This is a genomic window from Micromonospora sp. WMMA1998 (assembly GCF_027497375.1).
GTDB classification, from domain to species: domain Bacteria; phylum Actinomycetota; class Actinomycetes; order Mycobacteriales; family Micromonosporaceae; genus Micromonospora; species Micromonospora sediminicola.
Genome location: NZ_CP114911.1, coordinates 2,854,285 through 2,876,268 on the forward strand (window position 1 = coordinate 2,854,285; position 21,984 = coordinate 2,876,268).

At 73.6% G+C, this 21,984-nt stretch carries 20 protein-coding genes and 1 pseudogene; 14 read left to right on the forward strand and 7 right to left on the reverse strand.

Going from position 1 to position 21,984, the window contains the following annotated elements:
- Window positions 1-231: 231 nt before the first annotated feature.
- Together O7600_RS12715 and O7600_RS12720 are read right to left on the reverse strand one after the other, a co-directional pair.
- Window positions 232-1,179, reverse strand: a complete 948-nt coding sequence (locus tag O7600_RS12715) for an N-acetylmuramic acid 6-phosphate etherase (protein ID WP_091571499.1) — start codon at window positions 1,177-1,179, stop codon at window positions 232-234.
- The gene (locus O7600_RS12720) at window positions 1,176-2,090 is read right to left on the reverse strand and encodes a MurR/RpiR family transcriptional regulator (RefSeq protein WP_099163918.1); all 915 of its coding nucleotides are present in this window, start codon (window positions 2,088-2,090) and stop codon (window positions 1,176-1,178) included. Before O7600_RS12720 ends, O7600_RS12715 begins: the two co-directional genes overlap by 4 nt.
- A 246-nt stretch (window positions 2,091-2,336) precedes the next feature.
- On the opposite strand from O7600_RS12720, the gene O7600_RS12725 reads away from it, so the two are divergent.
- Complete coding sequence (locus O7600_RS12725) at window positions 2,337-3,014, forward strand: SDR family NAD(P)-dependent oxidoreductase (protein WP_281593781.1); 678 nt, start codon at window positions 2,337-2,339, stop codon at window positions 3,012-3,014.
- Here the strand turns inward: O7600_RS12725 and O7600_RS12730 are convergent.
- Window positions 2,999-3,730: a dTMP kinase gene (locus O7600_RS12730; protein ID WP_099163916.1), complete on the reverse strand. Its 732-nt coding sequence runs from the start codon at window positions 3,728-3,730 to the stop codon at window positions 2,999-3,001. The genes O7600_RS12725 and O7600_RS12730 overlap by 16 nt on opposite strands.
- A 149-nt stretch (window positions 3,731-3,879) precedes the next feature.
- Here O7600_RS12730 and O7600_RS12735 point away from each other — a divergent pair, with 149 nt between their 5' ends.
- The 5 genes and pseudogenes from O7600_RS12735 to O7600_RS12755 all read left to right on the forward strand — a co-directional run bounded on the left by O7600_RS12735 (window position 3,880) and on the right by O7600_RS12755 (window position 6,293).
- Window positions 3,880-4,461 (forward strand): nucleotidyltransferase, encoded by a 582-nt coding sequence (locus O7600_RS12735; protein WP_091571492.1) that lies wholly within the window; start codon window positions 3,880-3,882, stop codon window positions 4,459-4,461.
- A 56-nt stretch (window positions 4,462-4,517) separates the two neighbouring features.
- Complete coding sequence (locus O7600_RS12740) at window positions 4,518-4,727, forward strand: hypothetical protein (RefSeq protein WP_245666557.1); 210 nt, start codon at window positions 4,518-4,520, stop codon at window positions 4,725-4,727.
- A 10-nt stretch (window positions 4,728-4,737) separates the two neighbouring features.
- Window positions 4,738-5,515 (forward strand): annotated as a pseudogene (locus O7600_RS12745) (metallophosphoesterase).
- Complete coding sequence (locus O7600_RS12750) at window positions 5,506-5,649, forward strand: GPGG-motif small membrane protein (protein ID WP_007464364.1); 144 nt, start codon at window positions 5,506-5,508, stop codon at window positions 5,647-5,649. The pseudogene O7600_RS12745 and the gene O7600_RS12750 overlap by 10 nt, the downstream one beginning before the upstream one ends.
- A 146-nt stretch (window positions 5,650-5,795) precedes the next feature.
- The gene (locus tag O7600_RS12755) at window positions 5,796-6,293 is read left to right on the forward strand and encodes a TspO/MBR family protein (protein ID WP_281593782.1); all 498 of its coding nucleotides are present in this window, start codon (window positions 5,796-5,798) and stop codon (window positions 6,291-6,293) included.
- A 43-nt stretch (window positions 6,294-6,336) separates the two neighbouring features.
- Here O7600_RS12755 and O7600_RS12760 read toward each other — a convergent pair whose 3' ends face one another.
- Window positions 6,337-7,116 (reverse strand): peptidoglycan DD-metalloendopeptidase family protein, encoded by a 780-nt coding sequence (locus O7600_RS12760; protein ID WP_281593783.1) that lies wholly within the window; start codon window positions 7,114-7,116, stop codon window positions 6,337-6,339.
- A gap of 239 nt (window positions 7,117-7,355) precedes the next feature.
- On the opposite strand from O7600_RS12760, the gene O7600_RS12765 reads away from it, so the two are divergent.
- The 5 genes from O7600_RS12765 to O7600_RS12785 all read left to right on the forward strand — a co-directional run bounded on the left by O7600_RS12765 (window position 7,356) and on the right by O7600_RS12785 (window position 13,597).
- Window positions 7,356-8,696, forward strand: a complete 1,341-nt coding sequence (locus O7600_RS12765; RefSeq protein ID WP_281593784.1) for an ABC transporter substrate-binding protein — start codon at window positions 7,356-7,358, stop codon at window positions 8,694-8,696.
- A 73-nt stretch (window positions 8,697-8,769) separates the two neighbouring features.
- On the forward strand, window positions 8,770-9,819 hold the full coding sequence (locus O7600_RS12770) for a sugar ABC transporter permease (protein ID WP_281593785.1): 1,050 nt from the start codon (window positions 8,770-8,772) through the stop codon (window positions 9,817-9,819).
- A gap of 1 nt (window position 9,820) precedes the next feature.
- Complete coding sequence (locus O7600_RS12775; protein ID WP_281593786.1) at window positions 9,821-10,780, forward strand: carbohydrate ABC transporter permease; 960 nt, start codon at window positions 9,821-9,823, stop codon at window positions 10,778-10,780.
- 65 nt (window positions 10,781-10,845) lie between these two features.
- Window positions 10,846-11,916: a LacI family DNA-binding transcriptional regulator gene (locus O7600_RS12780; protein ID WP_281593787.1), complete on the forward strand. Its 1,071-nt coding sequence runs from the start codon at window positions 10,846-10,848 to the stop codon at window positions 11,914-11,916.
- A gap of 40 nt (window positions 11,917-11,956) precedes the next feature.
- Entirely contained in the window at window positions 11,957-13,597 is a 1,641-nt protein-coding gene (locus O7600_RS12785; protein WP_281594141.1) for an alpha-amylase family glycosyl hydrolase, read from the forward strand.
- Window positions 13,598-13,656: 59 nt separating this feature from the next.
- Here the strand turns inward: O7600_RS12785 and O7600_RS12790 are convergent, their stop codons facing one another.
- From O7600_RS12790 to xylA, 3 genes are all read right to left on the reverse strand, one after another.
- Window positions 13,657-15,087 carry an MFS transporter gene (locus tag O7600_RS12790; RefSeq protein WP_281593788.1) on the reverse strand — a complete coding sequence of 477 codons (1,431 nt, stop codon included), beginning with the start codon at window positions 15,085-15,087 and terminating at the stop codon, window positions 13,657-13,659.
- A gap of 110 nt (window positions 15,088-15,197) precedes the next feature.
- On the reverse strand, window positions 15,198-16,655 hold the full coding sequence (xylB, locus tag O7600_RS12795) for a xylulokinase (RefSeq protein WP_281593789.1): 1,458 nt from the start codon (window positions 16,653-16,655) through the stop codon (window positions 15,198-15,200).
- A gap of 11 nt (window positions 16,656-16,666) precedes the next feature.
- Window positions 16,667-17,854: a xylose isomerase gene (gene xylA, locus O7600_RS12800; protein WP_091571451.1), complete on the reverse strand. Its 1,188-nt coding sequence runs from the start codon at window positions 17,852-17,854 to the stop codon at window positions 16,667-16,669.
- A 52-nt stretch (window positions 17,855-17,906) separates the two neighbouring features.
- On the opposite strand from xylA, the gene O7600_RS12805 reads away from it, so the two are divergent.
- From O7600_RS12805 to O7600_RS12815, 3 genes are all read left to right on the forward strand, one after another.
- Window positions 17,907-19,166 (forward strand): ROK family protein, encoded by a 1,260-nt coding sequence (locus O7600_RS12805; protein ID WP_281593790.1) that lies wholly within the window; start codon window positions 17,907-17,909, stop codon window positions 19,164-19,166.
- Between the two features lie 132 nt (window positions 19,167-19,298).
- Window positions 19,299-20,972: a PP2C family protein-serine/threonine phosphatase gene (locus tag O7600_RS12810; RefSeq protein WP_281593791.1), complete on the forward strand. Its 1,674-nt coding sequence runs from the start codon at window positions 19,299-19,301 to the stop codon at window positions 20,970-20,972.
- Complete coding sequence (locus O7600_RS12815; RefSeq protein WP_281593792.1) at window positions 20,969-21,964, forward strand: cobalamin-dependent protein; 996 nt, start codon at window positions 20,969-20,971, stop codon at window positions 21,962-21,964. Before O7600_RS12810 ends, O7600_RS12815 begins: the two co-directional genes overlap by 4 nt.
- Window positions 21,965-21,984: the final 20 nt, after the last annotated feature.

Below are 21,984 nucleotides of genomic sequence, written 5' to 3' on the forward strand. Positions count from 1 at the left end.
CATGGAATGGCACCATTGCCTGTTCCATGAACACAGCGAGCCGCGTCACCGCGTCATTGCGATCCTGGTCACTGCCTGATACGCGCCCGTGGACCCACCGGTTCAGCCACGCTGAGGATTACCCTCCGCCTCGTTGAACAATCCGCTCGGGGAGAGACGTCCCCTCCCGCCACGTGATACGCGTCGCACCCGCCGGGCGGATGCGCCGGGCGGGTGGTTTCGCGCTCGGGGTCAGGAGGCGAGCAGGGCCAGGGCGCCGCGTACCTGGTCGGCGGAGCGGGCCAGCGCGGCCCGGGCGGCGGGCACCTCCGCGCCGGAGACCAGCGCCACCAGGGCGGTCTTGAGGTCGCCGTCGGCCTCCCGCAGGGCAACCCGGCAGACCTCCTCGGCGCACCCGGTCGCCTCCACCAGGATCGAGATCATCCGGCCGCGCAGCTTGGCGTTGGTGGCCACCATGTCGATCATCAGGTTCGAGTAGACCCGGCCCAGGCGCACCATGACGGCCGTGGAGAACGTGTTCAGCACCAGCTTCTGCGCGGTGCCCGCCTTCATCCGGGTCGACCCCGTGACCACCTCGGGTCCGGTGTCCACCCCGATGAACACGTCCACCGACGGGGCGGCCTCGGCCTCCGGGTTGGCGCACAGCAGCACGGTCCCGGCCCCCTGGGCCCGGGACGCGGCGAGCGCCCCGAGGACGTACGGGGTGCGCCCGCTGGCCGCCAGGCCGACCACCAGGTCGCCGGGGTGCACGCACTCGCCCGCCTCGGCGGCGCCGCCCCGTTCGTCGTCCTCGGCGTCCTCGACGGCCCGCCACATGGCCTCCGGGCCGCCGGCGAGGTGCGCGCAGAACCAGTGCCGGGGCGAGTTGAACGTGGGGGCCAGCTCGGCCGCGTCCAGCACGCCGAGGCGGCCGGAGGTGCCGGCGCCGAAGTAGTGCACCCGGTGCCCGCCGCGCAGCGCGGCGACGGCCAGGTCGACGGTCTCGGCGATCTCGTCGAGCACGGCGGCCACCGCGGCCGGCACCCGACGGTCGGCCTCGTTGATGACGGTGAGCACGTCCCGGGTCGACATCAGGTCGAGGTCGACGCTCTGCGGGTTGCGTCGCTCGGTCGGCGCACCGACCCGCACCACCGGACGCACCACGGCCACCTCGTCCCGTTCCACCCGGCCCGCCGTCATCCCCGCCTCCGCCCGGGACCCACCCGGTGCGACAGGACGGCCTCGGCGGTGGCCTCCAGGGCCTTCTTGGTCCGGGTCCGGCTCCGGGCGGCCACTCCGACGAAGAGGCAGTCGACCACGGTGAGCTGGGCCAGCCGACTGGCCGTCGCGCCGGACCGGTAGGTCGTCTCCCGGGCGGCGGTGGTGAGCACGTGGTCCGCGACGTCGGCGATCGGCGAGCGGGGGAAGTTGGTCAGCGCCACCGTGGTGGCCCCGCGCGCCCGGGCCTGCTCCAGCACCTCGATCACGTCGGAGGTGGTGCCGGTGTGCGAGATGCCGACCGCGACGTCGCCCCGGCCCAGCAGCGCCGCCGAGGTGAGCGCGGTGTGCACGTCCGGGAAGTAGAACGCGATGCGGCCGATGCGGTGCAGCTTCTGCTGGAAGTCGGAGGCGACGAAGCCGCTGGCGCCCGCGCCGTAGACGTCGATCCGGCCGGCCGCGCCGATCGCCTCGACGACCCGCTCGCAGACCGCCGGGTCGAGCTGCTCGGCGGTCTCCTCGACGGCCCGCGCGTCGTTGAACGCGATGGTGGCGATGATCTGCGCCAGGTCCGCGCCCGGCGGGATGTCGCCGCCGACCACCCGGGCGTCCGGCGGCTCGACCCGGCGCGCGGCCTCGGCGGCGAGCCGGATCCGCAGCTGGGGATAGCCGTCCATGCCGACCGACCGGCAGAACCGGATCACGGTCGCCTCGGATGTCTCGGCGGCGGTGGCGAGGTCGGTGATGGTGCGCCGGGCCGCGTCGGCCGGATCGGCGACGACCAGCCGGGCCACCCGCTGCTCGGCCGGGGACAGCGAGGGAAGGAGGCCGCTGATGTGGACGATCAGTCCACCGGGCTCGTGACTCGCAGAAATCTTCGGACTCTTCGCCACGGATGAAACTTACTTTCACAGGCCGTGAGCGTCAACCATGACGCCGCGTATCGGGAAATTTACCGCCTTCCGCGCCCGGCCCCCTCGCCCAGGGTCCCATCGTCGCAGCCCGGCCGCCTCATCCGGTCCGGTCGAGTCGGTGCCGCCGGCCGACCGGACCGTCCACCGTCATGCGCTCCCGGACCGGCCGGACGGCCGTCGCCGGGTCACCGGTCGGCCCTCCGGGCGGCCGGTTAGCGTGTGGGCATGGCGGATCGCACGGTGCTGGTGACCGGAGGCACGGGCGGGCTGGGGGGCGCGGTCACCGCCGCCTTCCTCCGGAGCGGCTGGCGGGTGGTCGTACCCCAGCGGGAGCCCGGGACGGACGACGGTCCGGTCCGGGTCGTGGCCGACCTGCTGACCCCCGAGGGGGCGGCGCGGGCGGTCGAGGCGGCGACCGACGAGCCGGCCGCGCCGTTGCGCGCGGTGGTCAACCTCGTCGGCGGGTACGCCAGCGGCGGGCTCGTGCACGAGACCCCGGTCGAGGAGTTCGAGCGGATGCTGCGGATCAACCTGCGTCCGACCTACCTGGTCACCCACGCGGCGCTGCCGCACCTGGTCGAGGCCGGCGGCGGCGCGGTGGTCTGCGTGTCGGCCCGGGCGGCGGTGGCGCCGTTCCCCGGCGCGGCCGGCTACGTCACCGCCAAGGCCGCGGTACGGGCGTTCGCCGACGCGGTCGCGGTCGAGTACCGGCCGCACGGAGTGCGGTGCAACACGGTGCTGCCGAGCGTCGTCGACACCCCGGCCAACCGGGCCGCCCAGCCCGAGGCCGACCACCGGCGGTGGGTGCCGCCGGCCGAGATCGCCGCCGTGATCCGCTTCCTCGCCTCCGACGAGTCCGCGCCGACCAGCGGCGCGAGCGTCCCGGTCTACGGCCGGGCCTGAGCCGGCACCGGTCCGTCCCGCCCCGCGCCGCCGGAGGGCCGAGGCGTGCCCTCCGGGCCCGGTACGGCCAGGGCCGGCGGGTCGTCCGGCAGCCACTCGCTCAGGTGCGCCCGGATCCGGCGGGCGACCTCCTCCGGTGTGCCGCTGCCGTCCACCACCACGAACCCGGCGTACTCCGGCAGCGACCGGTAGGCGGCGTCCGCCGCGGTGAGCCACCGCATGCTCTCGTGGTCGGTGCCGCGCCGCTCGATCCGCCGGTACGCCTCGGCGGGGTCGAGGGTGAGCAGGAACGTGACCCGGGGCGACGGGAAGATCCGGTACCCGGCCCGGGCCAGCCGCTCCCAGCGCTGCCCGCCGTGCGCCCGGATGCTGGCGTACTGGCAGGCCGACCAGCGGTCCATCACCGCCGTCCGGCCGGTCACCAGGCAACTGACCAGGGCCAGCGCGATCGCGAGCCAGCGCAGCGCGGACTCGACCGCGAGCAGCCCGTCGCGGCCGACGAGCCGCTGCGCGTCCGGCCGGCCGACCCGCTGGGCGAGGCGGCCGAGCCAGCGGCGACCGCCGGCGTTGCGGTGGTATGTGGCGGGGTGGCCGGCGGCGGTGAGCGCCTCGGCGAGCCGGTGGGCCTGGGTGGTCTTGCCCGAGCCGTCGATGCCGATCAGGGCGACGGCGCGCAGTCGGGCCCTGCCGCGCCGCGTTCGCAGTGAGCTGGCCACCTTGCCGAGGTTATCCGACCGACGCTCACCATCGGCGATTTGTCGCTTTCCTCCCCGAGCGGACGCACCGCGCCCGATCAGGTGTGACCGGAGCTTCCGCCGGGTACGCCTGTTGATCCCACCGCCCATGACGACGACGGGAGACCCAGATGGCCGAGCGCGGGGACGAGACCCTGGTGCACACGCTGAAGAAGGTCGCCGCCGTGCTCAAGCAGTCCGAGATCCCCTTCGCCCTGGGCGGCAGCTTCGCCGTGTACGCGCACGGCGGCCACTCCAGCGACCACGACGTGGACTTCCTGCTCCGCGAGGCCGACGTCGACCGGGCCCTGGAGGCGCTGGTCGAGGCCGGCTTCACCGCCGAGCGCCCGCCGGAGGACTGGCTGGTCAAGGTCTACGACGAGGGACGCATGGTGGACCTCATCCACCGGCCGATCGAGACCCCGGTGACCGAGGAGACGTTCGCCGACACCATCGTGCGCCCGGTCGACGCGATCCACATGCCGGTGCTCTCAGCCAGCCAGCTCATGGTGCACAAGCTGCTCAGCTTCTCCCAGCACTACTGCGACTTCGCCCGCGCCCTGCCGCTCGCCCGTTCGCTGCGGGAACAGATCGACTGGGAACGGGTACGGAAGGAAACGCAGCACTCGCCGTACGCGGAGGCGTTCCTGGTGCTGCTCGACCGGCTGGACGTGCTGCCCGGCGGCGCGCCCGGCGGAAGGGAGACCCCGTGACCGGACGGTCCGGCGACGTGCCCCCCGACGAGTACGTGGAGGCGGAGATCCAGAGCATGCTGGCCGAGGACCCGTCCGTGGCCGAGCAGGGCATCACGGTGGTGCGCCGCGAGCGCGGGCTGGTGCTCTACGGCGAGGTGGAGAGCCCGCACCGGCGGGAGGAGATCCTCCGCCGGGTGGCCGAGCGCTTCCCGGACACGCCGGTGACCAGCGACATCGGGGTGATCCGCACCCAGGCGCCCACCCAGGTCGAGGAGCTGCCGTGAGGGAGGTTCGATGGTGATCCGGATCGCCGCCGTCGGCGACGTGCACGTGGACGAGGACGTGGTGGGCCGGTTCCGTCCTGCGTTGGAGGAGCTGCCCGACTGCGCCGACGTGCTGCTGCTCGCCGGCGACCTGACCCGCCACGGCACCGAGGCCGAGGCCCGGTGCGTGGCGCGGGAGTTCGGCGACCTCGGCGTACCGGTGATCACCGTGCTCGGCAACCACGACCACCAGTGCGACCAGGTGCCGCAGGTGGTCAAGGTGCTGGAGGACGCGGGGATCACCGTGCTGGAGGGCACCGGCACCGTGCTGGAGTGCGCCGGCGGGCGACTCGGGGTGGCCGGGGTCAAGGGGTTCGGCGGCGGGTTCGCCGGGCGGTGTGCCAGCGACTTCGGCGAGCCGGAGATGAAGGCCTTCGTCCGGACCACCCGGGAGAGCGCCGACGCGCTGGCCGCCGCGCTGTTGTCGCTGGAGTGCGACTCGCTGGTCGCGCTCACCCACTACTCCCCCGTGCCGGACACGCTGGCCGGCGAGCCGCTGGAGATCTACCCGTTCCTGGGCTGCTACCAGCTCGGGCAGGCGATCGACTCGGCGCCGACCGCGCTGGCGCTGCACGGCCACGCCCACCACGGCACCGAGCGTGGCACCACGCCGGGCGGGGTCCGCGTCCGCAACGTCGCGCACCCCGTGATCAAACAGGCCTACAGCGTGTTCCACCTGGGCGACCAGGTCGACTGACCGGGAGGTTTCCGGGATCGGCGCGCCGGGTATCCAGCCGTCATGGAGCTGATTCTCTGGATTCTCGCAGTCGTACTCGTGGTCGCCGGAATTCTCGCGCTGTTCCGCCGGCAGATCCTCTGGGGCATCGTCCTCATCGTCGTCGGCCTGCTGGTCGGCCCGGGTGGCGTCAGCATCTTCAATTAGCGACCCCTGTCCTTCACCCCTGACCCGCCGGGGTCGTCGGGTCCGGCGCTCTGTCCTCCCAGACCGGAGCGTCCGGACCCGGCGATCCCGGCGCTTTCGCGTCCGGAGGGGTTTGTCCCCGGCGCGGAACGGCAATCATCTCGACCATGGAGACAACTCAGAGCGCCGGGCGGCGCACCGCCGGGGTCCGGAAGTGGTGGGCCCTGCTCGGCTTCGGCGCCGCCACGTTCGCCGCCGCCGCCATCGGCGGGCTGGGCGTCCGGGGCACCTCCGCGGAATACCAGAGCCTGGAGCAGCCCGCCTGGGCGCCGCCCTCCTGGCTGTTCGGCCCGGTCTGGACGGTGCTGTACGCGTTGATCGCGATCGCCGGCTGGCTGGTCTGGCGCCGGGTCGGGTTCGGCCCCGCGCTCGGAGCCTGGGTCGCGCAGCTCGTGCTCAACGCGATCTGGACGCCGCTGTTCTTCGGCGCCGGCCGGTACGGGCTGGCCTTCGCCGAGATCGTGGTGATGTGGCTGGCCATCGGCGTGACCGTGGCCCTGTTCCGGCGCGTCTCCCGGCCGGCGACGCTGCTGATGCTGCCCTACTGGGCCTGGGTCACGTTCGCCGCCGCGCTCAACTTCGCCGTCTGGCGGCTGAACTCCTGACCGGCGCGGGCGCGGGGACCGGCCGTCCCCGCGCCCGCCGGGGTCAGCAGCGGGGCACGCCGGTGATGTAGCCGTCGTAGCCGGTGTAGACGTAGGCGTCGGAGATGAACCGCCCGGAGCCGATCCGGTCCCAGATCGAGCTGGTGCCGTAGGTGCCGGTGACGCTGGTGCCGCTGGTCTGGCAGTAGATCGTCACCCCGGCGCCGTCGGCCACCGTGCCGACCGCGCTGTAGCCGGTGCCCGGACCGGACCGGACCGTCAGCGCGGCGCCCGCGGTGTTGACCGTGCCCGCGCCGGTGTCCGCCCCGGCGCAGCCGTTGTCGCTGGTGTAGGTCTTCGTGCCCCAGTAGAGGGCCTGGGCGCCGTTGAACTTGATCTTTACGGCGCTGCCGCTCGAGCGCTGCTCGTAGTGCAGGTGCGGGCCGGTGGACCCGCCGGTGGTGCCGACGTAGCCGATCACCCGGCCGTACCCGACGGTCTGCCCGACCGAGACGTTGAAGGCGTTCAGGTGCGCGTAGTAGGTCGTCCAGCCGCCGCCGTGGTTGATCCGGACGTACTTGCCGTAGCTCGTGTCGCCGAGGTTCGTCACCACGTCGACCGTGCCGGGCGCGCTGGCCACCACCGGGTCGCCGAGGTCGTCGGTGCGGTTGAAGTCGATCGCGTTCGCCGGACTGTGGTTGGTCCGCGTCTGGCCGGACCAGGACTGGTTGCACGGGAACGGGACCTTGAAGGTCGGCGCGGCCAGGGCGGGCGCCGCCGGGACCAGGACCGCCGCCGCCAGGACCGCCGCCCCGGACGCGAGACTGAGCCACCGCTTACGCATCCACTGCCTCCTATGTTGAAAGTCTTCAATCCGATGCGGACAGCGTGACAGAAAGTTCCATCGAACGGAAGATTCGTGGGAGCGCACCCACGGCCGGTGGTAGGGGTTTCGGGATTGTTACCGGGCCGTGTCCGGCAGGGGGTGGACCGGACGGGATGCAAGCGCTTACATGTGGGGACGACCATCGGACCGGCGCGGATTCGATTTCCCCCCACGCGCCGGCAAGGAAGGAGATCGGCATGGCGTTTGCCAGATCACGCCAGGCTCTCGCGGTCACCGGCGTGCTGGGGCTGGCGCTCGGCGTCGCCGCCTGCGGCACCGGCAACGACAAGAAGAGCGACAACGCGAGCTCGCCCGAGTGCGCGGCATACGAGAAGTACCAGGGCAACGACGGCAAGAAGGTCACGATCTACTCCTCGATCCGTGACATCGAGGCCGACCGGCTGGACCAGTCCTGGAAGCAGTTCGAGGACTGCACCGGCATCGAGATCGACCACGAGGGCTCGGGCGAGTTCGAGGCCCAGCTCCCCGTCCGGGTGGACGGCGGCAACGCCCCCGACATCGCCTTCATCCCGCAGCCGGGTCTGCTGAAGCGCTTCGTCGACTCGGGCAAGCTCAAGCCGGCCGGCGCCGACACCAAGGCCATGGCCGAGCAGAACTACTCCCCCGACTGGCTGAAGTACAGCACCGTCAACGGCCAGTTCTACGGCGCCCCGCTGGGCTCCAACGTGAAGTCCTTCGTGTGGTACTCGCCGAAGACCTTCAAGGAGAAGGGCTGGTCGGTCCCGACCACCTGGCAGGAGCTGATCGACCTCAGCGACAAGATCGCGGCGAGCGGCACCAAGCCGTGGTGCGCCGGCATCGAGTCCGGTGACGCCACCGGCTGGCCGGCCACCGACTGGATCGAGGACGTCCTGCTGCGTACCGCGGGCCCCGAGGTCTACGACCAGTGGACCACCCACGGCATCCCGTTCAACGACCCGCAGGTCGCCACGGCCGTCAACCAGGCCGGCACCATCCTGAAGAACGAGAAGTACGTCAACGGTGGCTTCGGCGGCGTGAAGAGCATCGCCACCACCGCGTTCCAGGAGGCCGGCACGCCGATCACCACCGGCAAGTGCGCGCTGCACCGCCAGGCGTCCTTCTACGCCAACCAGTGGCCCGAGGGCACCAAGGTGGCCGAGGACGGCGACGTCTTCGCGTTCTACTTCCCGGCCATCGACCCGGCCAAGGGCAAGCCGGTGCTCGGCGGCGGCGAGTTCGTCGCGGCCTTCGCCGACCGTCCCGAGGTCCAGGCGGTGCAGACCTACCTGGCCTCCGGCGAGTACGCCAACAGCCGGGCCAAGATCGGCGACTGGGTGTCCGCGAACAAGAAGCTGGACCTCAACAACGTCCCGAACCCGGTGGACAAGCTCTCCGTGGGCATCCTGCAGGACGAGAAGACCGTCTTCCGCTTCGACGGCTCGGACCTGATGCCGGCCGCGGTCGGCGCGGGCACCTTCTGGAAGGGCATGGTCGCCTGGATCAACGGCAAGGACACCACCACCGTCCTGAACGACATCGAGGGCAGCTGGAAGTGATCTGACGGGGTGGCCCGGTCCGCGACGCGGGCCGGGCCACCCCCGAAGCATCCGAACCCTTGAGGGAGGGTTGATGGAGTTCGACTTCGCGGCGGAACAGCCGAAGTTCCTCATGCTGATGTACGGGCTGATCGCTTTCGTCGCGGTGGTGGGCGGCCTGCTCCTGCTCCTCGACGTGGTGCCTAGCTGGTTCGCCCGGCGCCGGGAGGCGCAACTGGTCGCGGCCTCGACGGCCGGCGGCCCGCCGCCGCGCCGGCGCAAGCCGCGCGAGGGCCTGTTCGCGTTCTTCTTCCTGCTGCCGACGCTGCTGTTCCTGACCATCGGTCTGGTGGTGCCGGCCATCCGCACCACGCTGCTCTCCTTCATGGACGCGCGCAGCACCGACTGGGTGGGGCTGGACAACTACGGCTGGATGTTCTCCGAGGACTCGATCTTCCGGGTCCTGCTCAACACCCTGGTCTGGGTGCTGCTGGTCCCGCTGGTGGCCAGCGCGTTCGGCCTGGTCTACGCCGTCCTGGTGGACAAGGCCCGGTTCGAGTCGGCGGCCAAGTCGCTGATCTTCCTGCCGATGGCGATCTCGTTCGTCGGCGCCGCCATCATCTGGCGGTTCATCTACGCCTTCCGGGGCGACGGGCAGGAACAGATCGGCCTGCTCAACCAGATCGTGGTCAGCCTGGGTGGACAGCCGAAGCAGTGGCTGCTCGACTCGCCGCTGAACACGTTGCTGCTGATCGTGATCATGGTGTGGATCCAGGCCGGCTTCGCCATGGTGGTGCTCTCCGCGGCCATCAAGGCCATCCCGGCGGACATCATAGAGGCGGCCCGGCTGGACGGGACCACCGCGTGGCAGATGTTCTGGCGGATCACCATGCCGAGCATCCGGCCGGCGCTGATCGTGGTGGTGGTGACGATCTCCATCGCCACGCTCAAGGTCTTCGACATCGTCCGGACCGCCACCAACGGCAACTACGACACCAACGTGATCGCGACCGAGATGTACAACCAGGCGTTCCGGTACGGCGAGAACGGGCAGGGCTCGGCGCTCGCGGTCTTCCTGTTCGTCCTGGTCCTGCCGCTCGTGATCTACCAGATCCGCAACCTGCGCAAGCAGCGGGAGGGCTGAGATGACCACCGCCACGCCCACCGTCGGAGCCGGCGTCCAACCCCCGGCGCCGCTCACCCGGGCCGCCCGGGTCCGCAAGCGGCTCAACAGCCGCACCGCCACGCTGGTCTCGATCGTGCTCGCGCTGCTCTGGACGATCCCGACCTTCGGCCTGTTCATCTCCTCGTTCCGGCCGGAGGACCAGATCAAGACCACCGGCTGGTGGACGTTCTTCAGCGACCCGCAGTTCACCCTGCAGAACTACCAGGACGTGCTGTTCAGCACCGGCTCGTCGGGGCAGCTCGCCAGCTACTTCATCAACTCACTGGCGATCACCATCCCGTCGGTGCTCTTCCCGATCGCGTTCGCCTCGCTGGCCGCGTACGCGCTGGCCTGGATCAACTTCAAGGGCCGGGACTGGCTCTACATCGGGATCTTCGCGCTGCAGATCGTGCCGCTGCAGATGGCCCTCGTGCCGCTGCTGAGGTTCTTCTCCACCGGCGTCACCCTCGGCGGGGTCCAGATCCTCCCCGCGTGGGACCTGGTCGACGAGCAGAAGTTCGCGCAGGTGTGGTTCGCACACACCTGCTTCGCGCTCCCGTTCGCCGTCTACCTGCTGCACAACTTCATCTCGCAGCTCCCCGGCGACCTGATGGAGGCGGCCCGGGTCGACGGCGCCACCCACCCGAAGATCTTCCGGACCATCGTGCTGCCGCTGATCACGCCCGCGCTCGCGGCGATCGGCATCTTCCAGTTCCTCTGGGTCTGGAACGACCTGCTGGTCGCGCTGATCTTCGCCGGGGGCGGCGACGAGACCGCCCCGCTGACGGTCCGGCTCGCCGAGCTGGCCGGCACGCGGGGCAACGAGTGGCAACGGCTCACCGCCGGCGCGTTCGTCTCGATCGTCGTACCGCTGCTGGTGTTCCTGTCCCTCCAGCGCTACTTCGTGCGGGGCCTGCTCGCCGGCAGCGTCAAGGGTTGATCCGTCGTCCCGCCGCCGCCGGCCTGCCGGCGGCGGCGGGACACGGGTCGCAGCGGGGAGCCACGATGACCAAGATTGACGACGTCGCCCGCCTTGCCGGGGTCTCCACGGCCACCGTCTCCCGGGCGCTGCGTGGGCTGCCGACGGTCTCCGCCGCCACCCGCCGCCGGGTGCTCGCCGCCGCCGAGCAGCTCCAGTACGCGGTCTCGCCGAGCGCCTCCCGACTGGCCGGCGGCCGGACCGGCACCGTCGCGGTGGTGGTCCCCCGGATCACTCGCTGGTTCTTCGGCACCGTGGTCGAGGCGGTCGAGGACTACCTCCAGCAGAACGGCTACGACCTGCTGCTCTACAACCTCGGCGGCCGGGAGCAGACCCGCCAGCGGGTGCTCCGCCCGGCCGGCCTGCACAAGCGGGTGGACGCGATCATGCTGGTCGCCACCCCGCTCCGCGCGGCCGACGTGCACGCGCTGACCAACCTGGACCTGCCCGGGGTGACGATCAGCTCCGGCAGCGGTGTGCCCGGCTGGCCCTGCGTCCGCATCGACGACGTGGCCGCCGCCCGGACCGCCACCCGCCACCTGCTCGACCTCGGCCACACCCGGATCGCGCACATCTCCGGCGACCCCGACGACGAGCTGGCCTTCACCACCCACCTCGACCGCCGGCGCGGCTACCAGGAGGCGCTGCGCGGCGCGGGCATCCGGCCCGACCCGAGCCTCGACGTCGAGTCCCGGTTCACCATCGACGGCGGCACCCGGGCCACCGCCGAGCTGCTCGCCCGGGGCGAGCCGCCGACCGCCATCTTCGCCGCCTGCGACGAGATGGCGATGGGCGCCATGAGCGCGCTGCGCGACGCCGGGCTCCGGGTCCCGCAGGACGTCAGCGTGATCGGCATCGACGACCACGACCTGGCCGGGGTGCTCGGCCTGAGCACGATCGCCCAGCCCGCCGCCGAGCAGGGGCTGCTCGCCGCGCGCATCCTGCTCGACCCGCTGGGCACGCGCTGCACGGAGCCGCACGCCAATCTGGTGCCGACCCCGCGCGGCGCCGCGAGCGACGAGGAGACACCGGCCTCGGTGATCCTCCCCACTCGCCTGGTGGTGCGGGACTCGACCGCGCCGCCGCGGGCACACTGAACCGACCCGTTCGTCCCGCACCAACGACAGGGAGAAGGCGCTGAACACCGACGCGACGCAGCAGAGCCCGGCCACCGGCTGGTGGACCGAGGCGGTCATCTACCAGGTCTACCCGCGCTCGTTCGCCGACTCCGACGGCGACGGCATCGGCGACCTGCCGGGCATCACGGCCCGCCTCGACCACCTCGCCGAGCTGGGCGTCGACGCGCTCTGGCTGTCCCCGTTCTATCCGTCCCCGCAGGCCGACGCCGGCTACGACGTGGCCGACTACCGGGACGTGGACCCGCTCTTCGGCACGCTCGCCGACGCCGACAAGCTGATCGCCGAGGCCAAGACGCGCGGCCTGCGGGTGATCGTCGACCTGGTGCCCAACCACACCTCGTCCGCACACCGCTGGTTCACCGCCGCCGTGGCGGCCGCGCCGGGCAGCCCGGAGCGGCAGCGCTACGTCATCCGGGACGGCAAGGGCCCGGACGGCGCCGAGGCCCCGAACGACTGGGAGAGCGTGTTCGGCGGACCGGCCTGGACCCGGCTGCCGGACGGGCAGTGGTACCTGCACCTGTTCGACCCCGGCCAGCCCGACCTCAACTGGGACAACCCGGAGGTGCGCGAGGAGTTCCTCGGCGTCCTGCGCTTCTGGCTCGACCGGGGCGTGGACGGGTTCCGGGTAGACGTCGCGCACGGCCTGATCAAGCAGGCCGACCTGGCCGACTGGCAGGAACCGCAGGAGATCCTCTCCGGCAGCGAGGTGGACAAGCCCCGGCCGCCGATGTGGGACCAGGACGGCGTGCACGAGATCTACCGGGAGTGGCGGCGGCTGCTCGACTCGTACCCCGGGGAGCGGGTCCTGGTCGCCGAGGCGTGGGTGGAGCCGGCCGAGCGGCTGGCCCGCTACGTCCGGCCGGACGAGATGCACCAGGCGTTCAACTTCGAATACCTGATGGCCGCCTGGACCGCCCCGGCCCAGTACGCGGTGATCACCCGCTCCCTGGAGGCCACCGACACGGTGGGCGCGCCGACCACGTGGGTGCTGTCCAACCACGACGTGGTCCGGCACGCGTCCCGGCTCGGGCTGACCACCGCCGGCGGCCGGATGAACGGCATCGGCGTCGACGACCCGCAGCCCGACGTGGCACTCGGCCTGCGCCGGGCCCGGGCGGCCAGCCTGCTCATGCTCGCGCTGCCCGGCTCGGCCTACCTCTACCAGGGCGAGGAGCTGGGGCTGCCGGAGCACACCACGCTGCCCGACGAGGCCCGGCAGGACCCGACCTGGGCCCGCAGCGGGCACACCCAGCGCGGCCGGGACGGCTGCCGGGTGCCGATCCCGTGGGAGGCCGACGCCCCGTCGTACGGCTTCGGGCCGACGGACGCGAGCTGGCTGCCCCAGCCGCCGATGTGGGCCGAGTACGCGCTGGACCGGCAGCGCGGGGTGCCCGGCTCGACGTACGAGCTGTACCGCACGGCGCTGCGGTTGCGCCGCGAGCACGCGTTGGCGCGGGGCCCGCTGCGGTTCATGTCCTCCGGTGACGAGGTGCTGACGTTCACCAACGGCGACCTCACCGTGCTGACCAACTTCGGCGCGACGGCGGTGCCGCTGCCGGCCGGCGCCTCGGTGCTGGCGTCCAGCGCCCCGCTGGACGGCGACGCGGTCCCCACCGACGTCACCGTGTGGTGGATGTAAGGAAGGGCCCCCTGTTAACGCCTCCGGTATAGGAAGGGCCCCTTCTTAACACTCACCCGTTAAGAAGGGGCCCTTCCTTCCAGGCGGTCGGCGCGGGTGTGCAGGAGCGCGTCGACCTGCGCGATGTCCCGGGGCGAGGTGCGGGCGGCCAGCCAGTACATGATCCCGGTGGGGATGAAGAAGAGCTGGAACGCGGCCAGCCCGACGGCGTAGTTCAGCGGCGGCGGAAACACCAGCCGCAGCCCGCCGAACACCAGCCCGACCACCCCGTTGCCGGCCGCCCGTCCCACGCCGTTGACCAGGTTGCCCAGGCTGTAGACCGTGCCACGGTGCTCGGGCGGGTTCACGTCGGCGATCAGCGCGAACCAGTTGGGCGAGTTCGCCGAGGTGAGCGCCAGCGCCACCACGGCGGTGAGCAGGCTCAGCCCGACCGTCGGCTCGGTCAGCACGCTGGACAGCACCGCCGCCACCACCGCGCCGGAGCTGCCGCCGTCGGGCACGTCGATGTGCATCGGCACGAAGAAGAGCACCAGGTAGAACGGCACGGCCGCGAGGACGCCCACGGCCGCGACCGTCGCCCGGCCGCTCGGCGTACGCCGTTGCAGCGCATCGCCGACCAGCCCGCCCACGATCGACAGCGCGCCGCCGAGCTGGAACAGGGTGGCGAAGACGCTGCCCACCACCACCGCGGTGGCCTCCGAGTAGCCCTGCGCCTCGGCTCGCTCGCGGAACAGGTTCGGCAACCAGACCAGCGAGCCGAACGCGGCCTGGGCGGTCAGCCCCTGCAGGATCAGCCAGCGGTTGGTCCGCCGGGCCAGGATCCGGGGCAGGTCGGCGCGGCTGATCCGGTAGTCGTACTCGCCGCCGGCGTCGAGCGCCTCGGCCAGTTCCGGCTCGCTCTGCCCGCGCGGGATGTCGTAGGTGAACAGGTACGCCGCGGTGGCGGCCAGGCCGACGACGGTCAGCAGCAGGAACGGCCGCCGCCAGTCGGTCGCCCCGAGCAGGCCGCCGGTGAGCGTGCCGGCCAGCGTGCCGACGCCCTGGGACAGGCCCCAGAAGCTCATCACCAGGCCGCGGCGACGCGGCGAGATCAGGTCGGTGACCACGGAGAAGCCGACCGAGCCGACCGCGCCCAGCCCGACCGCGGCGACGAGCTGTGCGGCCAGGAACGTCGGGTACTGCCCGGCCAGCGCGCTGCCGCCGGTGCCGGCCGCCCAGACCAGCGTGCCGACCATCAGCAACGGCTTCCGGTTGCTCCGGTCGCCGACGTACGCCCAGCCCACCGCGGCCATCGCGCTGACCAGGAAGCTGACCGCGGTGACCAGGCCGAGCATCCGCTGGGGCACGTCGAACGCCTCGGCGATCGGCTTGTACAGCGGCGGGACGAGGCCGATCGCCACGTTGTCCAGCGAGGCGAGCACCACGAAGACGACGACGCTGTAGTACCGGTGTGTCGCGTTCCCGCGCCGGGAGATCCTGGTGCCCCTCATGCAGGGCAGCCAACCAGGTACGGGCCGGATCCGGGACACCGCCCCCGGCCTGACGCGCGTGTTAAAAAGGGGCCCCTCCTCTACCGGAGGCGTTAAGAAGGGTCCCTTCCTTACCCCCGGGCGCGGGCGTAGCGCTCGCGGATCGCGGGCACCGGCTCGGCCGTGTACTCCTCGGTGGCGCCGATCGACCAGGCCGGCGGGGCGTCGCCGCCGAGCGCGACCCACGCGGCCTGGCGGGCCGCGCCGTCGGCCACGTACTCACCGGGCGGCGGGACCACCACCGGGCGGCCGAAGACCTGCGGCGCGATCGCGCGGACCGCGGCGGACCGGGCGCCGCCGCCGACCAGGATGATCCGGTCGGCGCGGGCGCCCTGGGCGAGCAGCGCGTCGAGGCCGTCGGCGAGCCCGCAGAGCATGCCCTCGACGGCGGCCCGGGCCAGGTGCGCCGGGGTCGAGGTGCCCAGCGTCAGGCCGCGCAGCTCGCCGGTGGCGTGCGGGCGGTCCGGCGTCCGTTCCCCCTCCAGGTACGGCACCAGGACCAGGCCGTCCGCGCCCGGCGGGGCGGCCAGCGCCAACTCGCCGAGCGTGTCGAGGTCGACGCCGAGCAGCGTCGCGGCGGCGTCGAGCACCCGGGCCGCGTTCAGCGTGCAGACCAGCGGCAGGAACCGCCCGGTGGCGTCGGCGAACCCGGCCACCGCGCCGGCGGCGTCGGCGGCCGGCGCGTCGGCCACCGCGAATACCGTGCCGGAGGTGCCGATCGAGACGACCACGTCGCCCGGGCCGGCGCCGACGCCGAGCGCCGCCGCCGCGTTGTCCCCGGTGCCCGGCCCGAGGAGGACCCGGCCGGCGGCGCCGGACCCTGCGCCGCCGACCGGACCGGCGGCGGTCGGCCCGTCGCCGAGCGCCGCCGGGTCGAGCTGTCCGGCCGCCTCGGCCGGACCGAGCACGACCGGGACCCGCGGGCGCCGGCCGAAGGCCTGTTCCAGCAGGTCGAGCCGGTATTCGCCGGTGCGCGGCGACCAGTAGCCGGTGCCGCTGGCGTCGCCCCGGTCGGTGCGCAGCGCGTCCAGGCCGGGAGCGCCGGCCAGCCGCCAGGTGAGCCAGTCGTGCGGCAGGCATACCGCGGCCACCCGGTCGGCGTTGGCCGGCTCGTGCCGGGCCAGCCAGCGCAGCTTGGTGGCGGTGAAGCTGGCCACCGGCACGGCGCCGGTGGCCTCGGCCCAGAACCGGCGGCCGGTCTCCCCGCCGCCGGCCTCCTCGACGAGGTCCCGGGCGGCGTCGGCGGAGCGGGTGTCGTTCCACAGCAGCGCCGGGCGGACCACTTCGCCCGCCTCGTCCAGGCAGACCATGCCGTGCTGCTGGCCGCCGACCGAGACGGCGGCCACGTCGGCCAGGCCGCCGGCCTCGGCGACGGCCGCCCGCAGGGCGTCCCACCAGGCGGCGGGGTCGACCTCGGTGCCGGCCGGGTGGGGCGACCGGCCCTGCCGGACCAGCGCCCCGGTCTCCGCGTCCCGGACCACCACCTTGCAGGACTGGGTCGACGAGTCGATCCCCGCGACGAGCGGCATGGCGGCCCGCCTCAGCGCGCGCCGAGCACGTGCTCGACGGCGAGCTGGTTGAGCCGGACGAAGCCGAAGCCCTTCGCCCCGGCCGCCTCCGGGTCGAACTCCTCGAACGCGGTCCGGTCGGCGAGCAGCTCGGCGTAGCCCTCACCCGGGTTCAGCGTCGGGGTGGCCAGCTCGGCCACCCGGGCGGCGGCGAGCGCCTCGGCCACCTCCGGGTCGGCGCGGAACGCCGCGGCCCGCTCCTTGAGCAGCAGGTAGGTCCGCATGTTCGCCTCGGCGGAGGCCCACACGCCGGTCATGTCCTCGGTGCGGGAGGGCTTGTAGTCGAAGTGGCGCGGGCCGTCGTAGGCCGGGCCGCCGTTCGGGCCGCCGTGCTCCAGCAGGTCGACCAGGGCGAACGCGTTGAGCAGGTCGCCGTGGCCGAAGACGAGGTCCTGGTCGTACTTGATGCCGCGCTGGCCGTTGAGGTCGATGTGGAACAGCTTGCCCTGCCAGAGCGCCTGGGCGATGCCGTGGGCGAAGTTGAGCCCGGCCATCTGCTCGTGGCCGACCTCCGGGTTGAGCCCGACCATCTCCGGGCGGGCCAGGGTGGAGATGAAGCCGAGCGCGTGGCCGACGGTGGGGAGCAGGATGTCGCCCCGCGGCTCGTTCGGCTTGGGTTCGAGCGCGAAGCGCAGGTCGTAGCCGTTGTCGACGACGTACTGGCAGAGCAGGTCGACGGCCTCCCGGTAGCGCTCGAGCGCGGCCTGGACGTCCTTGGCCACGTCGTACTCGGCGCCTTCCCGGCCGCCCCACATGACGAACGTCTTCGCGCCCAGCTCGGCGGCGAGGTCGACGTTGCGCAGCACCTTGCGCAGCGCGTAGCGGCGCACGTCGCGGTCGTTGCTGGTGAAGCCGCCGTCCTTGAACACCGGGTGGTTGAACAGGTTGGTGGTGACCATCGGCACGACCAGGCCGGTCTCGTCGAGCGCCTTGCGGAACCGGCTCAGCCGGGCGTCGCGGGTGGCCGCGTCCGCGCCGAACGGGACCAGGTCGTCGTCGTGGAACGTGATGCCGTACGCGCCGAGCTCGGCGAGCTTGTGCACGGCCTCGACGGCGTCCAGCTCGGGCCGGGTGGCGTCGCCGAACGGGTCGCGGGCGGGCCAGCCCACGGTCCAGAGGCCGAAGGAGAACTTGTCCGCGGGGGTGGGACGGGGTGCCATGGGAACCTCCGGGTGGTGGTGGCGTCCGCGATTTGTTCAGCGGTTGAATTAAATGGCGGGGATGTGGCAGTGTCAAGTGGTGACCAGCGCCAGCACCGCCGGAGCGGTCCGGCAGGGCAGCCTGCGTGAGCTGAATCTCGCGGTGGTGCTCCGGCGGATCGCCGCCGCCGACCGACCGCCCTCGCGGGCCGGCCTCGCCGCCGGGACCGGGCTGACCCGGGCCACCGTCTCCGCCGTCGTCGACGACCTGATCGCCGGGCGGCTGGTCGCCGAGGCCGAGCCACCACCGCGCACCGGGGCGGGCCGGCCGGCCCGGGGCCTGGTGCTCGCCGCCGACGGCCCGGCCGGCCTGGGCCTGGAGGTGAACGTCGACTACCTGGCGGCCTGCGTGGTCGACCTGACCGGCACGGTCCGGCACCACCTGGTCCGCCGCGCCGACCTGCGCCCGGTCTCCCCCGCCGACACGCTCACCCGGCTGGCCGCGCTGGCCGCCGAGGCGCGTGCCGCCGCCGTACGCGACGGGTTGACCCTGGCCGGCGCGGCGCTCGCCGTGCCGGGCCTGGTGGGCGACGGCGGCCTGGTCCGGCTGGCGCCGAACCTGGGCTGGCGGGACGTGGACGTGCCGGCGCTGCTCGCCGGGCAGCCCCTCGCCGAGCCGGTCGACGGCGTCCCGCCGCTGGTGGTCGACAACGAGGCCAACCTCGCCGCGCTCGGCGAGCTGTACGCCGGCCCCGCCGGCCCGCGCAGCTTCCTGCACGTCACCGGTGAGATCGGCATCGGCGCCGGCATCGTGCTGGACGGGGCGCTCTACCGGGGGGCGCGCGGCTGGAGCGGAGAGATCGGTCACTTCCCGGTGCAGCCGCAGGGGCGGCCCTGCCGCTGCGGTGGCCGGGGCTGCCTGGAGCGGTACGCCGGCCAGGAGGCGATCCTGGCCGCCGCCGGGCTGCCCGGCGCCGAACTGCCGGCGGACACCGCCGCCACCCGCCTCGCCGACCTGGCCGGGGCCGGTGACGCGGCCACGCTGGCCGCGCTGGCCGACGCCGGCACCGCCCTCGGGGTGGCGGTGGCGGGCGTGGTGAACCTGCTGGACCTGGACACCGTGGTGCTCGGGGGCGGATACGCCCCGCTCTCCCCCTGGCTGCGTCCCCCGGTGGCGGCGGAGGTCTCCCGTCGGGTGCTCACCGCCGCCTGGTCCCCGGTCACGGTGCGACCCGCGGTGCTCGGCGCCCAGTCCGCCGCGGTCGGCGGAGCCACCTCGGTGGTCCGCCGGATCGTCGACCGACCGGTGGGCTGGCTGGCCCGGAGCGGCTGACCGGCGGCGTCCTCGACGGGCGTTCCCGGCCCCCGCTCGGTACGCTTGCCGCCAGGCAACCTGTCCGGCGAGTGAGGGGTGCACCGACAGCATGCGCACGGGTCGACCGACCGAAGCGCCCGGCCACCGGCGGTGACCGCCGCGCACCGGGGCGGTGTCGCCGGGCCGGTCAGCGGCGGTGGACACGCCCGGAGGAAGCGACCCCGGCGGGTGGCCGGGGTCGGCGCCGCGCTGCCGGGCGACGACCAGCTCGCCCGGGAACTGCTGGACGGGCTGGCCGAGGCCGTCGTGACCGTCGACGCCGCCGGCGAGGTGACCCTGGTCAACGCCATGGCGGCGGAACTCCTCCCCGAGCTGACGCCGGGCGTGGACCTGGCCGGCTGCGCGGTGCCCGGGCTGGCCGAGGCGACCCGCGACGGCGCCGACTCGTTCGAGACCGAACACCACGGCCGGCGGCTGCGGGGCGTGCGACGCGGGCTCGCCGGGGAACGCCGCGCCTGGTATGTGCGGGACGTCACCGAGGAGCGGGCGCGCACCGACGCGCTGCTCACCGAGCGCTCCCGGACCGCCTTCCTCGCCCAGGCCGGCAGCCGCCTCGGGCTCTCCCTGCACCGTGACCAGACGCTGCGCGCCGCCGTCGACCTGCCGGTGCCCTACCTGGCCGACGTCGCCGTGGTGGTGCACCGCCCGCCACCCCCGGCCGAGGACGAGCCGCACTGGATCCGGTACGCGACCGGCGACCCCGGCCCGGTCACCGGCGTGGCCGGCTGGCGGACGGTGGAGTCGGTCCCCGGGCTGGTCGAGGCGCTGGAGGGCGACCTCACCGAGCCCAGCCCCTGGCTGGACGCGGAGCTGGCCGACCTGGCCGAGGTGCTGCCGGCGGGCTTCGGACGGCCGGGCACCGTGCTGATCAGCCCGATGCCCAGCGCCGGCGGTCCGGCCGGCGCGCTCGTCCTGGCCCGGCGCCCCGAGCGGCCCGGCTTCGACCAGCGGGAGATCTCGCTGGCCCGGGAGTTCGCCGCCCGAGCGGGCGCCGCGGTGGCCGCCGCCGAACTCTACGGCGAGCAGGCCCACCTGGCCCGTGTGCTGCAGAACAGCCTGCTTCCGCCGGAGCTGCCCCGACTGGCCGGGACGTCGCTGGCCGGCGGTTACCGGGCGGCCGGGGACAGCCTGCGCATCGGCGGCGACTTCTACGATCTCTTCCCCACCCCCGGGGGTGGCCTGTTCGCGCTCGGCGACGTCTGCGGCAAGGGCGTCGGCGCGGCCGTGCTGACCGGCCGGGTCCGCCAGTCGTTGCAGACGCTGCGCCTGGTCGAACAGCGGCCCCGGGAGCTGATGGAGCTGCTCAACCGGGCCCTGCTGGACGCGCCGGGCGCGGCCCGCCGGGCCCAGTTCACCACGCTCCTGCTGGGGACGCTGACCCGGGAGCCGGACGGCGGGCTGCTGGTGCGGGTGGCCGGCGGCGGGCATCCGGCGCCGTTGGTCGTCCGGGCCGGCGGCGGGATCGAGGCGGTCCCCGTCGGCGGCATGCCGGTGGGGGCGCTGACCGACGCGCGGTTCGTCGAGGCGGAGATCCGGCTGGCCCCGGGCGACCTGCTCCTGGCGTACACCGACGGGGTGACCGAGGCCCGGGGCGGCCCCACCGAGCTGGCCATGTTCGGTGAGGCCCGGCTGCGCCAGGCGTTGGCCTCCGGCGCCGGGCTGCCGCCTGCGGCCCTGGTCGACCGGGTCCTCCAGCTCGTCGACGAGTGGCTCGACGGGCAGCCGCACGACGACATCGCCATGCTGGCCGTGGCCGCCGCGTGAGTGCGGCCTGCCGGATCGGGCCGGAGTCGCTCGCCGCGTACCTCAACCATTTGGAGCGGGCCGACCGGGCCGGCGCGGTGGCGCTCGCCCAGGGCCTGCTGGCCGAGGGCTGCTCGGTCGCGGACGTCCTGGTCGACCTGGTCGCGGTCGCCCAGCGGGAGATCGGCCGGCGGTGGCTCACCGGTTCCTGGAGCGTCGCCCAGGAACACGCCGCGACCCACGTCAGCGAACTGGTGGTTGACGCGCTGGGCGCGGCGGTCGGTCCGCCGCGCCGCGGGCACGTGGTGGTGGCCTGCGTCGAGGGCGAGTGGCACGCGCTGGCCGCGCGGATCGTCAGCGAGGTGGTCCGGGCGGCCGGGTGGCGGGTCACCTTCCTGGGCGCCAGCGTGCCGGCCCGGCACCTGGTCTCCTACCTGCACCAGACCGGCCCGGACGCGGTGCTGCTGAGCTGTGTGCAGCCCAACCGGCTGGTCCGGGCGGCGCGGATGGTGGAGGCCAGCCGGACGGCCGGGGTGCCGGTGCTGGCCGGCGGTCCCGGCTTCGGTCCGCAGGGTCGGTGGGCGACGACGATCGGCGCGGCGGCCTGGGGCGCCAGCGCCCGGGACGCGGTCCGGCTGCTGTCCGGGCCGCTGTCGGCCGGCGCGCACACCGGCTCCCCGCCGCCCCCGCCGGACGACGCGTACGTCGCGGTGCTGCACCGCAGGCGCGATCTGGTCCGGCTCGCGCTGAGCGTGGTCGATCCGCCGGAGGAGACCGCCGAGGACGTCGCCTCGGGCCTCGCGCACCTGGTGGACGCGCTGGTCGCGGCCGTCCGGGTGGACGACGACGAGCTGTTGCTGGACTTCGTCCGGTGGCAGGGGGAGGCGCTCACCGCCCGGGGCGGGCGAGGGCTGCTCGACGACGTCCTCGCCGCCCTGGAACGGGCTCTGACCGAGCATCCCCGGGTGGTCGAGCGGTTGCGCACGGCCCGGGCCGCGGTCGCCTCCGGCTGAGAGCGGGTCCCGGTGGTCGG

Coding starts and splice junctions, on each gene's coding strand:
- xylB (WP_281593789.1), bottom strand. CDS start 16,655: ATGCCGCTCGTCGCGGGGATCGACTCGTCGACCCAGTCCTGCAAGGTG.
- O7600_RS12770 (WP_281593785.1), top strand. CDS start 8,770: ATGGAGTTCGACTTCGCGGCGGAACAGCCGAAGTTCCTCATGCTGATG.
- O7600_RS12780 (WP_281593787.1), top strand. CDS start 10,846: ATGACCAAGATTGACGACGTCGCCCGCCTTGCCGGGGTCTCCACGGCC.
- O7600_RS12725 (WP_281593781.1), top strand. CDS start 2,337: ATGGCGGATCGCACGGTGCTGGTGACCGGAGGCACGGGCGGGCTGGGG.
- O7600_RS12750 (WP_007464364.1), top strand. CDS start 5,506: ATGGAGCTGATTCTCTGGATTCTCGCAGTCGTACTCGTGGTCGCCGGA.
- O7600_RS12805 (WP_281593790.1), top strand. CDS start 17,907: ATGGCGGGGATGTGGCAGTGTCAAGTGGTGACCAGCGCCAGCACCGCC.
- O7600_RS12765 (WP_281593784.1), top strand. CDS start 7,356: ATGGCGTTTGCCAGATCACGCCAGGCTCTCGCGGTCACCGGCGTGCTG.
- O7600_RS12715 (WP_091571499.1), bottom strand. CDS start 1,179: ATGACGGCGGGCCGGGTGGAACGGGACGAGGTGGCCGTGGTGCGTCCG.
- O7600_RS12760 (WP_281593783.1), bottom strand. CDS start 7,116: ATGCGTAAGCGGTGGCTCAGTCTCGCGTCCGGGGCGGCGGTCCTGGCG.
- O7600_RS12735 (WP_091571492.1), top strand. CDS start 3,880: ATGGCCGAGCGCGGGGACGAGACCCTGGTGCACACGCTGAAGAAGGTC.
- O7600_RS12755 (WP_281593782.1), top strand. CDS start 5,796: ATGGAGACAACTCAGAGCGCCGGGCGGCGCACCGCCGGGGTCCGGAAG.
- O7600_RS12790 (WP_281593788.1), bottom strand. CDS start 15,087: ATGAGGGGCACCAGGATCTCCCGGCGCGGGAACGCGACACACCGGTAC.
- O7600_RS12775 (WP_281593786.1), top strand. CDS start 9,821: ATGACCACCGCCACGCCCACCGTCGGAGCCGGCGTCCAACCCCCGGCG.
- xylA (WP_091571451.1), bottom strand. CDS start 17,854: ATGGCACCCCGTCCCACCCCCGCGGACAAGTTCTCCTTCGGCCTCTGG.
- O7600_RS12740 (WP_245666557.1), top strand. CDS start 4,518: ATGCTGGCCGAGGACCCGTCCGTGGCCGAGCAGGGCATCACGGTGGTG.